The organism is Bernardetia aquimarina (genome assembly GCF_042180575.1).
Classification (GTDB): domain Bacteria; phylum Bacteroidota; class Bacteroidia; order Cytophagales; family Bernardetiaceae; genus Bernardetia.
Genome location: NZ_CP170094.1, coordinates 3,880,173 through 3,892,079, shown reverse-complemented (window position 1 = coordinate 3,892,079; position 11,907 = coordinate 3,880,173). Strand labels below are relative to the sequence as shown.

Below are 11,907 nucleotides of genomic sequence, written 5' to 3'. Positions count from 1 at the left end.
TTCTTGTTTTGAAAGATTAAAGTTAAACCTTTTTTCTGACTAAAATTGTGTCTTTAATTGCTTTCTTTGCTTATCTAACGTTGAATGTATTTCAAAATTGCATTGAAGTTAATATTTTTTTCGATAAACAGCTTGTTTTTTTAGACAAACAGTTGATTTTCTTCGATAAACAAGTTTATTTTTTCAACTATCTCTTTTATTTCATTACTTTCGGTAATATACATTGATAGTTAAAGGTAATTTTCCCAAAAGTTCTTCCCATTTATAAAAATATACTTTTCTGAGTTGTGCATTTATTTTTCTTTCTTTATAGATTCCATTTTTACTGAATCCTAGCGTTAGGCTCAAGTCACACATATCTTTATACCTTGAAGTATCTCCATCTACATAATTGAAAGAGTATTGAAATTTTGAAATTGTATCTAATGGAAGTTCCAATTCTTTAAAATCATTTCTAAATGTAAGCACTTGTTTTTTGTTATCTATGGCTAATTTGTGTCCTTTATCAAAAGGAAGGATATGTTTAGAAATTGAAGCAGGTAATTTTTTGATAATTTTCTTTAAATTAAAAAGCAAACCTATAGAACTCATTCCTACCAAAACCGACATAATAAATACATCTTGCCTACTCTTTGCTAAAGATACTAACCAAAATAATATAGAAAACCCAGAAAGAATTATCATTACAAGCTCTAAAAAACCATAAATTACGTTTTGATAATGAAACCCTGTATCAAATCCCTCAAAATCAAAAGGTAAAAACTCTAGTGGTTTTGCTTTTAACCAAAGCGTTTGAGCAACAGGAATAGTACTAAGGGTATTTGTTTGATTACAATGTTTTCCACCCAAATACTCCCAACTTTCCTCAAAAAAAGCAGATTTACAAGCCGAACAAATTACTATTTTATGTCCTGCTTCGATAAGCTCGCCTGTAATTGGGTCGACTCTTTGTTGTACTAAAAAATCTTGGTCTTTTTGTTTTTCTAAGTAATGGGAATGGTGCATTTTTTATATTCTTTGACTAATTATTTTTGTTTCGATATGAGAAGGTAATTTATTTATAAAATATTTCCATTGATTCAATTCTATTTTTGCTATTTCTGTAATCAATGTTTTTTGATTAAACTCTTCGTTATTGATAAAATCAAATGTTGCTTTTAATTGAAATACCTCTTTTTCATTCTGATTCTTCTTTATTGAATAAAAAAAATAATCTATTTTCACTATATTTTGCAAAGGAATCACAAAACTCTCTTCTTGATTTCTTATAGAAAGCACTTGATATTTTTCGTCTATTATCAATCTATATTTTAACTCTTCCTGTGAAATAGCAAGTCTTCTAAATTTCCTATATCTAGGGCTTTTACTCATTAATTTGATATGCAAATTATTAAAAAGTTGATATAAAATAAATAATACTGTCAAACAAGAAAGAGTACAAAGTAGTATAGGAGTAAAATAATTATTTTCGGTTATGAAAAAAGACAATAGATAAAGAAATCCTCCTACAATTACCATTGGAGTCAATAGAGAAAAAGCTACAAAAACAAAACTTATAACTGAAACTATCATTTGTTCTTTGGGCTTCAATAATTCAGTATCACTAAACTCAAAATCTAATTCTTTAAACTTGATTTGAATACTTTCAGCAATAGGAATTTTTGAAAGTGTCTTTGTTTGATTACAATGTTTCCCTCCCAAATATTGCCAGCTTTCCTCAAAAAAAGCAGATTTACAAGCCGAACAAATTACTATTTTATGTCCTGCTTCAATGCGCTCTCCTGTAATTGGGTCGTTTCGTTTTTCGTTTAGAAAACCTTTGTGTTTGCGTTTTTCTAGTTTATGGGAATAGTGCATTTATTTTATTATTTCAAAATTATGTTGTGTTATCCAAACTATTCAATAATAATTTTGAGTATTATTTCTTTGAAAAACTTTTAGATTCTTAGATAATTTATTTAAGAAAGTGTCTAGTTTGTGTCTTTCACTCTCCTTAAAAATAGATTCATAGTTGGTAGTTTCCTTTTTCGAAATAACACAAATCTGGAGAAGTAAAAGTCCATTTTTATCAAAAATTCTGTCAGCATTATAAATATAGACAATCTTCTCTATGTTAGAAAAACAAACTTCTTTTTCCCCTAACGCTGTTTTTGAAACAATACTTTTGTTTTTTAAATTGATGGCAAAATAATTTCCTTTAGAATAATTTTGACGCAGATTTTTGATAAGAAAACGATTTTTATTTTTCATTATCTGACCAAAAAAAGTAGTTTGATTGGAAGAGCTTTTGACTACAGAGATATAAAAAATAACACTTCCAATAGGCATTAAAATCATATTAAATAAAACCTTATAGCCTTCACTTTCAATAGAAGGAATAAAATACCAAATCAAAATAATAGCCACTAAAGGAACAATACTAAGAAAAGCATTTGTTGAAAACTGAAAAACCTTGTAGATAAGTTCACTAAAAAATGAACCTTCATTCTTCACATCAAAAGGCAAAAAAACTAAAGGTTCTCCATTGAAATAAATTTTTTCAGTTTTAGGAATTTTATTGAGAGTTCCGTACTGGTCGCAATGCTGTTGGCGCAGATAATTCCAACTTTCTTCCAAAAAAGCTGATTTGCAGGCAGCACAAATCACGACACAATCGCCTTCGTATATTTTGTCGCCTGTAATAGGGTCTATTCTATTTTGTGAGAGAAATTCGGAATGTTGGTCTTCATCTAAAAAATGGTAGTGAAACATAAGCAGTAGAGTTTTAGTAATTTTTTATGGCTATCTTTATGTACAATGTACTCTTTAAAATACGTTAAAACTACTTTTCTAGTTGCTCTTTTTGCTCAAAATCGGTCTGTTTTAGTTACCGATGTAACTATTTTTTATATTTTGAAGAATTGTTTTTGTTTGAAGTTTCTATCTCAATAATCTAGCAATTTGAACTGACAAATCCATAAAAATAATTTTAAAACCACTTATGAAAACAAACGATTTTTACATATTTTTAGGTTATTCTTTAACTCGCATTCCTCAATGGGGTCATTCTCGCACATTAATAAGTATTTTAGACCGATTTGAATTGACTGATTTATTAAATAGAAATTCTTTACCAAACGAAGATTTTGAAGTAGAAAAAAATTTTATAGTAGTAAAAAGAAAGTTTGAGTATAAAGATTGTGAAGGTTCTCTCAAAAGAATCAGAGAAGCTATTCCAAAAGAAAGAATAGATTTTTATAATTCTATTTTAGGGATGGAAGAAGAGTAAATGAGTAATTTTTATCAAAATACCTCCTCAATTTCAAAATCATTTCGCTGTCCAGCTTTTATATTGAGTTGGTAGTTTTTTGTATTTCCGAACGTATCATTTGTATAATAATCTGTTCGGATTTGAAAATGAAGTGTCGTGTCTTTTTCTACATCAAAATATAGTTTCTCTATGGGCTGGTTGTTTTGATAGAGTTGGTAGGAGAATAGCTTGGGATTATCAGAGTAATGCAAAAATATTGTTGGACTTAAAGTAATTAGGTTAAGCGAAAATTTATCAAAAGTAACCCAGCTACCACTTGTCATGCTAAACTCCACTATTTGAGCTTGATTGTGGATTCTGTACAAAGTCATTTTATGAAATGCTTGAAGCAATGAAGAGTTAGGATTTTCATAGTTTAGTAACTCTGTACTTTTGGTAGAAATAATATTCTGATAAGAACTATCTCTCAAATATTCTTTCAATACAGTCCATTTATAATTGTCAGTTTTGAATAAAGAATCTGAAAACTCATAGTTCTTCCGAAGTAAACCATATAAACTAACATCTCGTGGGTCATTTCCACTTTCTGACATTTGAGTTTCTCCTTCTAGTAATTTTTCTAAAAAAACTCTTTTACTTTTCTCTATCAAAAACTTACTACTTCTTTCAAGTGATTTGATATTTCTTTCCTCTTGCCTTTCTTCCCAAAAAAAGTATGCACAACAAAAAATCCCTATCAATACCCAAAGAGAAACAGAAAATATAGTTTTAGTTTTCATTTTAAATAATATTCAATAGATTTTGGATGGAAAATATCTGACTTTTTTATCTTATTTCCTCTATTTCAAAATCGTTTCGCTGCCCAGCTTTTATATTGAGTTTGTAGTTTTTAGTGCTTTTGAGTGTATCATTTGCATAATAATCTGTTTGGATTTGAAAATGAAGTGTCGTATCTTTTTCTACATCAAAATATAGATTCTCTATGGGATGGTTGTTTTGATAGAGTTGAGAAGAAAATGGTTTTTCATCAAAATTATCAAACTGATATTCTAATGCAATAGCTGAATTAAACGGCAAAACTTCTAAATAAAGAGGATCAAAACGTATTTCAAGACGACAACCAACATGATGAAGTCTTATCAAATTATACCTGCTATGGACTCTATACAATAACAATTTATGCAGCTTTGTAAGTTGTTTGGAATTTTCATTTCGATAATTCAAAAGTAGCTTGTCTTTTTCATTGTCTAGGTGTGAGTAGTTATAAAAATTACCTATCACATATTTTTTTAAAGTTTTCCAATTATAATTAGTAGTTGTATAAAGAGATTCCGAAAAATCTGTATTTCGTTTGAGTGAATCATAAATAGCTACATCTCTAGGATGAAACCCATACATTTTTAAGTCAAAATATTCTTTATCCAAAATGATGTGTTTTTTGAGTTTGATTTTTTCTACTAAAAAACGTTCACTTTTATCTAGTGCAACTTCATCTTTTCCTTTTCTCTCCTCTTGTTTCTCCTTCAAAAAAAAGCATAAACAACAAAAAACCCCTATTAATACCCAAAGAGAAACAGAAAATATGGTTTTATTTTTCATTTTAAATAGTATTCAATGGGTTCTGGATGGAAAATATCTGTCAGTCTAAGAGCTATTTTATCGTTTTCTATAACTTCAATATCAAACCTTCTATATTCTGCTCCACAATAAGATATGTCTGGGTAGATTTCATCATCTACAAAATTCATCAAGTCTTTGTATAAATAAAGTTTGTGTAATTTATTTACAAATTTATTTTCCTTAGATGAGCAATAATTAAAATCATTTTGAGAAATAATTTTATTAGAAAACTCATTTTTAGTCAGAGGATTTTTTCCCATATCATCTAGTGAAATAGTACCTTTTTCGTATCTGACTTCTGCTAGTTTATAAGCATTTTCTATGTTACGAAATGTATATTGTTCTCTTTTATTGTAAGGAATAACATCTCCTACGTGATACAAAAGTGTCAAATATCTGTCTTTGTGAGCCTGTTTTATTGAGTTTTTCAAGGTTTGGCTACTTTTTTCTACTGCAAGAACCTCATTTTCTTTCTTGTTCTTTTGAGAAACGAAATAAAAAACTCCTAGAAAAGCAATCAACACCCAAAGCGAAACAGAAAGTAGAATTTTACTTTTCATCTTTATAATAGGTATTGAGGTAGTTAAAATCTTGTACGATAACAAAAGAAGTATCACTTTGAAGAAGCGTTGGAATTTGTACTTGAAACTTCTGCATTCCTTTTCTAAATTCTTTTGGAACAATTATAAATCCATTCTCATCAAATTTGGTTTCTACATTTTCTGGGTAAACGAGACGAGTATTCTCTTTGTCAAAAGGAACAACACTCATTGTAGTAACATAATACGGTTTGTCTTTTCCTTTTTGGTAATGCACATAAGGCACAACTTTTATATCTTCTGCTTTCAAAGCAAGAGGAAAAAGAAAATATTTTCTTGAAAGTAGTTTTGCATCTTCGTAATACATAGTGGCGAGTTGTGCCTCAAAACGAGAATAATGAAAGGCTCTCAAATAATCGTCTGTATCAAAATAAAAATCGTCTAATTCTTCGTTGCTCATTCCTTCTTCAAACACAAAATCTTGATAACGCTTCGAAAGCGAGGAATCTAAAGCTGATACTTTTTGGACATATTCATTGAAAGCTGTAACAACTTTCAGATTAGGAAATTCGACGACAGTACGCTCTTCTGTATATTTGGGATTTGATTTTACTTTTTCTTTGACTAACTCAAATCTTGGCTCTTCAAAATAGGTATTATGAGTTTCTTGATAAATTTTTTGTAGTTCATCTCTTTGTTTTTTGAAACGAGCGTGTATTTTTTTTACATCATTATTTTCTTTAGTTCCATATGTTTCATCGATACTTTTTTTTGCACTTCCCAAAGCATTGGATGCTAAGTATTCATATTCCTGCTTTAAGCCTATATTTTGATGATAATTATAACCAAAAATTTCTTTTTCAGTTTGAGTATAACGTTCATCAAAAAAAGTCTTGTACCCAAAAAAAGTGAGTAGCAACAATAAAATAGTCGTAGGCAAATAAGGGTTTTTTAGATATTTCATAATTAAAGAACGAAAAAAGACTAGATTATTATCTGAACAGACTATAAACGGTCTGCTCTACGAGGCTAACCTATATAGAAATATTAAAAAGTTATCTCAAAACTCTGGCAATCTGTATCGATAAAAATTTAGGTGTAGTTTAGTTTTCATTTTGGTATTATTATCTTTTAGATAAAGAAAGGTAGGCTTCATCATAACCAATAGCATATTCTTTTGGCAAGAGTGTATTTATTTTTGCTGCCAAATCAAAAATAGGTTTTACTTTGACATCGTATATGTGAATTGATTTACTCTTTCCTTTGTAATTGACTGTGAAATCATATTCTACCATATCATCAATGGCATAATAGGAATAGCTTTTTCGAAGTTCGTCAAATTCTATTTTATCTAATAAATCAGTAATTATTTTTCTATCAGTTTTAGAAACTACTTTTGAATAGGATACATTTTTTATAGGTGGTGTTTGTAATCTTATATTAATACAATCTTGTGAGATTTTGTAATTATTGTGAATGAGCATTGCGCTTTCTTCAATTTCAATAGAAAAAACATCTTTATTTTCTATGATTGAACTTGAAGGAATATCAGTAAAAGAACAAGTTAAAAATATAATAGCAAATACAATTATTTCATAATATGAATGTTTAAAGTGTTGTTTTATCTCAATAATCTAGCAATCTACACCGACAAATCCATAAAAATAATACAAAAATCACATAAAAGTAAAGTGTTATTGTTGTCTCCAAGAGAGCAATAATAACACTTTACTTATGCCATACTTAATCAAGCAAACTATCTAGTTAGTAATTTAGTCTTGTATTATCATTCTTTTATTGAGAATATCGATAGTTAATTTACTGTTTTTGAAGAAAGAGCTTCCTATAAGTCCTTCATAGATTAACCCTTCTCTGAATACTACAGTTGGCTTTTCTATACTCCTTTTTTCATCTTTACAAAGGCTGATTGTATTTAGTTGAACAATTTTATCTTGTACCTCAGTTTGTGAAATAGGTCTTTTAAAAGGTCTAACTTTCACACTACTTGTGTCGATATTTAGATTTTTTTCGAAATAAGTATTTATAAGAAAAGTATTATAACCACTACCTGTGTCAAATTCAGCATTTATACTCACTTCGTCATTTAAGCAAACTCTTACAAAAATATCTAAAGAAGTGTCAGTATGACTAGATATAGAAATAGGGAGAATTCTATTATTTTCAGCAAGCTTATTGCACTCTTTTTCTTCCAAAAAACGAATTTTGTTATTTTGAAAGTCAATACTAAACGGTTTATCTTCAAAAAACTTCAAAGAAAGTAGCCCATCAACACCATAGTTATCCAAAGGTGGGTATACTGCAACTTTAACATCTTCTTTTATTTCTTCTCCTACTGCTATTGAAGATATAGAATATAATTCGCCATCTAGTCTATCCCCATCACTTCTAAAGCCTGTTATAAAACCAGCATTTTGAGATGACTCCTTTACCTTCTCAAACATCTTTGAAGAAAGAACGATAAGCCCTGCTCCTGTATCTAAAATAAAGTTACCTTTTACTGAGTCTTGTAACGTTACCTCAACGACAATATGTCCTTCTGGAGTAATCATTATTGGATACTCTTTAGCAAAAGAAGTGGTTATGGATAGTACAAAAAGTAGTGATAATAATAAGTGAGTTAGCTTAAATTTCATAATTATTATAAGTTTAATGTAAAGAAAAGTTTCGTATCTGTAGATGTAAGAGAAACTACCAAGGTTGCTTTAATGAAAAATTAAATTTACTTTCTACCTCAATAATCTAGCAATTTACACTGATAAATCAATAAAGATTTCTTATTATTTAATTTTGTAACTGCACCTCTATCCATTTATCAATAATAGGAATAAGACTTTCTGACTTTTTAGGACCCTTCCAATTGAAAGCATCTTTAGGAGAAGAGTAGGTGCTTAATAAATGTCCAGCTTTTGGAATGACAAAAAATTGTGCTGTATTAGGTTTATTTTGATTGACTAAATAAGTAATTTTATCGTGGTCATTTTTGCTCATAATCCAATCATATTCTCCATACAAAACTAAGGTAGGACTTTTGACTTTTGACCACGCTTCTTCAAAATTTTGTTCCTGTACTTGATGATAAAACTTAGCAGAACGACCGTATTGATGTGCATCTTCTTCATACCAAAGCTCGGAAAATTGAGGGTACTGATTGATTATTTCATAAGGAAGTTTCTTTTCGACATAATATTTTTGATAGAAAGGAATATAACCTTTCATTTTCTGATTAATTTGAGGGTAACTCTCTCCTACCAAAGACAACCTTCTTCGCTCCAATTCTATCATGTGTTCTAACCAAGTAACTGTACAACCTCCAGAAACAATATATCCTTTAATGTTTTGATTTTCGCCTACAAGTGGTGCAAGTGAAGTTCCCAAACTCAAACCTAGAATATAAATTTGTGTTGTATCTACATTTGGATTTTGTTTTAGAGCAGCAAGAGCCTTTTTATATCCCTCTAATTCTCTACTCAAATCACACTCTGAACAAGCAATACCTTCACTATCTCCTACACTTGGTTTTTCCACTCTCATAAATGCCATTTGAGAAGAGTTGGTAAAATAATCTAAAATATAATCGTAGCCATAGTAAGGTTTGCGATTATTTTCTATGCTAGAACACGAAAGCCATTGAACCAACAAAACAGCTGGGTATTTTTCTTTTTTCTGTTTGGGAATAGTTGTAATAGTACGCAGTTTGTCACCATATTCTGTAGCAACGTAATTATATAAAATTGTATTATTTTTATACGATTCTAAAGGTTGATTTTCAAATATTACTTCTTTTTTTAGAATGTCTTGATTTCTCAAAATAATCATTGCAATAGTTTTGTTTCCCTTTATTCCATACAAAATATCATTTGTCTTTGATTTCTGATTTAATGAAATATCATTTACTTGAGTAATAATATCTCCTACTTCAATTTCTTGTTTTGCTATATGACTTAGAGAATCTATTTTTGTTATTTGTGCTGCCCCAGAAGACAGAACTTTGAATGAGAAACCTAGTTTTGCTTTTCTTTCTAAACCTCCAATTAATTGTAAGTTTTGTTTATTTTTTTGAGCAAAAACAGAAAAGCTAGAGCTTTGACATAAGCAAAGTAAAACGAAAAAACAGAGTACATTTTTGATTAAAAAATACTTTTTGAGTTGCATAAAATTAGATAGTTAGATTAAAATTTGGATAAATAAATAATACCAACAAATCTATTTTTTTTAAAAACTAGTTCTGTTCTAATTTATAAAATTGTATATGCTAATTTAGAAATTAGAAGTCTGAATGACTCCTCCTGTATGTTTTTAGAGTATTTTCTGAATATTTCTTTTGAAATTCAAGAGGAGTTTGTTTGTGTTTTTTCTTGAATACGGTATAGAAATTAGAAGGTGAGTTGAAGCCACAATCAAATGCAATAGCTTCAATGCTAAGATGATTATCTGTAACCAATCGTTTCTCTACTTCATCAAGGCGATAAGACAACAAAAACTGTGGAAAGGTTTTTTGAAACTGGTTATTGATAGATTTCGAAACCAAATGAGTAGGCTGTTTTAATTTATCTGAAAGAGATTTCAAAGTCAATGAAGAATCTAAATAAAGCTTATCATTTTCAAAAGCAGCTTTTACTTTTTGGCTAATTCTAATCAAATTTTCATTCTGATTATGGGATGTTTTTTTAGGTTTTTCATTCTTATTTTTTTCGTGTTTATTACCTGTTTCAAACCAACTAATCCCATACAAACTACAACTTCCAAGAAATGTAATCAAGACATAAACAAATCTAGAATCTGTCAGAAGTTGAATACCAAAACTTACCCAAATAGCAAAAAAAGCTATAAAAATTAATTGTACTTTTTGATTAATGACTTTTTCTGAATAAGCTAAATAAAAACTATATAAGCCATATATCGCCAAATAAAATACGGCTATTGTATAGTACAAATAAACTGAATAAGCATCATCATAAAAAAACAGTAAAGCCAAAAGCAAAAATACAGGTATAAAATGAAAGGAAAATTGAGTATAATTTATTATTTCATTATTGAGTTGCTTGATATGCAAAAGCAAAAAAACACCTCCCAAGAACATTCCCAACAAACCTGAAAGAGGAATAATGAAAGGTATCGTCGGAAAAAAAATAATCAAAACTGATTTTGACAAACGAATAGCAAAAGAAATCAGTAAGCCTATTATACCACTAACTCCAAGGAAAGACGACGACTTTTTAGCAAATTTTAATGTCAAAAATAAAGTATGTACTAAAGCAATCGCACTAAAAGAGGAAATAATAAGATTTGTATAATCTGTGGTCATAATTTTAATATTTTTTTTTACCTCAATAATCTAGCAATCTGTACCGACAAATCCATAAAAATAATTTTAGAGTTTGCATTTCTTTCTAAGTGAAAATAGGCTTCATCAATCTTTTCTACTAACGAAAAAACATTTCTTTCGTCAATCACTTTAGCAAAACTCTGTACAAACTTTAACGTTTCGGATTCGGTACGAATAAGCTGTTCTGTTCCAAAATTAGAAATTAAAGATTCTCTCAAAATAGTCAAAGCATATTGCAAAAGCGTTTTTTGTCCTTCTTTTCCTAGACTATGAAATACATCAGCTTGATTTACAAAACCTGCATAATCGTGTTTGAAACAAAGGCGCATCCAATCTCTAAACCATTCTTGATTTTTGTTTTGAGTATGTTCACTAAGTTTCATGGCTTCATTCAAATTTCCATCAACTAAAGGTGCAATTTCGGCAGCTTCATCTTCTTTTATATTCTGACTTACCAAATATTCTTTTACTTCTTTATCTGAATAACGAGGAATCTGAATAAGCTGACAGCGTGATAGAATAGTCGCCAACATTTTATCCGTTTTTTCAGTTACCAAAAGGAAAATCGTCTTTTTTGGAGGTTCTTCTAGCCCTTTCAAAAGTGCGTTGGCTGCACTGGCATTCATATATTCAGGTAACCACAAAATCAAAATTTTATAGCCTCCTTCATAAGCCTTTAGAGATAAAATTTTTGAAATATAACGACTTTCTGCTACCGAAATACTAAACTGTTTGCCGTCCGTTTCCAAATAATCTGACCAATCTTGCAAAACAGGATATTTGTGTTTTGGTAAAAATTCTCTCCAACCTTTCATAAACTCCTCTCTTTCTTTGTAGGCTTTTGCCTTTGCTGTCGGAAAAACAAAATGTAAATCTGGATGAATCAGTTTTTTGTAACGAATACACGAACTACATTTTCCACACGCATCATTTTCTTGTTTGTTTTCACAATTCAAAAAGGTAGCATACGCCCACGCAAGAGAAAGTCCTGCACTTCCTTCATAGCCCAAAAAAAGCTGTGCGTGAGCTACATGGTTGTTGTGAACGGCAGAAGTAAGTGTTTTTTTGAGTTGGTCTAAGCCTAAAATATCAGAGAAAAGCATTTGTTTTTAGTGATTAGTGGTAAGTGAAATACAAAATACCGTTTATTA

13 protein-coding genes are annotated in these 11,907 nt (G+C 29.4%); 1 reads left to right on the top strand and 12 read right to left on the bottom strand.

Features of this window, described 5'->3' with window-relative positions; genetic code table 11:
- Positions 1–204 precede the first annotated feature (204 nt).
- The 3 genes from ACE193_RS16740 to ACE193_RS16730 are packed head-to-tail and all read right to left on the bottom strand — an operon-like array spanning position 205 to position 2,751.
- Positions 205–1,005, bottom strand: coding sequence for a hypothetical protein (locus tag ACE193_RS16740; protein WP_375559370.1), 801 nt, complete (start codon positions 1,003–1,005; stop codon positions 205–207).
- A 3-nt stretch (positions 1,006–1,008) separates the two neighbouring features.
- Entirely contained in the window at positions 1,009–1,857 is an 849-nt protein-coding gene (locus ACE193_RS16735; protein ID WP_375559369.1) for a hypothetical protein, read from the bottom strand.
- Between the two features lie 42 nt (positions 1,858–1,899).
- A complete protein-coding gene (locus ACE193_RS16730; RefSeq protein WP_375559368.1) occupies positions 1,900–2,751 on the bottom strand; it encodes a hypothetical protein in 852 nt (283 codons plus the stop codon).
- A 229-nt stretch (positions 2,752–2,980) separates the two neighbouring features.
- Between ACE193_RS16730 and ACE193_RS16725 the strand changes: the two genes are divergently transcribed.
- Entirely contained in the window at positions 2,981–3,268 is a 288-nt protein-coding gene (locus tag ACE193_RS16725) for a hypothetical protein (RefSeq protein WP_375559367.1), read from the top strand.
- Positions 3,269–3,282: 14 nt separating this feature from the next.
- Here ACE193_RS16725 and ACE193_RS16720 read toward each other — a convergent pair whose 3' ends face one another.
- The 9 genes from ACE193_RS16720 to ACE193_RS16680 form a co-directional block, all read right to left on the bottom strand.
- The gene (locus tag ACE193_RS16720; RefSeq protein WP_375559366.1) at positions 3,283–4,029 is read right to left on the bottom strand and encodes a hypothetical protein; all 747 of its coding nucleotides are present in this window, start codon (positions 4,027–4,029) and stop codon (positions 3,283–3,285) included.
- A gap of 46 nt (positions 4,030–4,075) precedes the next feature.
- Positions 4,076–4,849, bottom strand: coding sequence for a hypothetical protein (locus tag ACE193_RS16715; protein WP_375559365.1), 774 nt, complete (start codon positions 4,847–4,849; stop codon positions 4,076–4,078).
- Positions 4,846–5,430 (bottom strand): hypothetical protein, encoded by a 585-nt coding sequence (locus tag ACE193_RS16710; RefSeq protein WP_375559364.1) that lies wholly within the window; start codon positions 5,428–5,430, stop codon positions 4,846–4,848. Before ACE193_RS16710 ends, ACE193_RS16715 begins: the two co-directional genes overlap by 4 nt.
- Entirely contained in the window at positions 5,420–6,373 is a 954-nt protein-coding gene (locus tag ACE193_RS16705) for a hypothetical protein (protein ID WP_375559363.1), read from the bottom strand. Before ACE193_RS16705 ends, ACE193_RS16710 begins: the two co-directional genes overlap by 11 nt.
- A 160-nt stretch (positions 6,374–6,533) precedes the next feature.
- Positions 6,534–6,893 (bottom strand): hypothetical protein, encoded by a 360-nt coding sequence (locus ACE193_RS16700; RefSeq protein ID WP_375559362.1) that lies wholly within the window; start codon positions 6,891–6,893, stop codon positions 6,534–6,536.
- A gap of 288 nt (positions 6,894–7,181) precedes the next feature.
- Complete coding sequence (locus ACE193_RS16695) at positions 7,182–8,063, bottom strand: aspartyl protease family protein (protein WP_375559361.1); 882 nt, start codon at positions 8,061–8,063, stop codon at positions 7,182–7,184.
- A 148-nt stretch (positions 8,064–8,211) separates the two neighbouring features.
- Positions 8,212–9,582, bottom strand: coding sequence for a PDZ domain-containing protein (locus ACE193_RS16690; protein ID WP_375559360.1), 1,371 nt, complete (start codon positions 9,580–9,582; stop codon positions 8,212–8,214).
- A gap of 112 nt (positions 9,583–9,694) precedes the next feature.
- Positions 9,695–10,735 (bottom strand): helix-turn-helix domain-containing protein, encoded by a 1,041-nt coding sequence (locus ACE193_RS16685; protein ID WP_375559359.1) that lies wholly within the window; start codon positions 10,733–10,735, stop codon positions 9,695–9,697.
- Between the two features lie 17 nt (positions 10,736–10,752).
- Positions 10,753–11,859 (bottom strand): ATP-binding protein, encoded by a 1,107-nt coding sequence (locus ACE193_RS16680; RefSeq protein WP_375559358.1) that lies wholly within the window; start codon positions 11,857–11,859, stop codon positions 10,753–10,755.
- Positions 11,860–11,907: the final 48 nt, after the last annotated feature.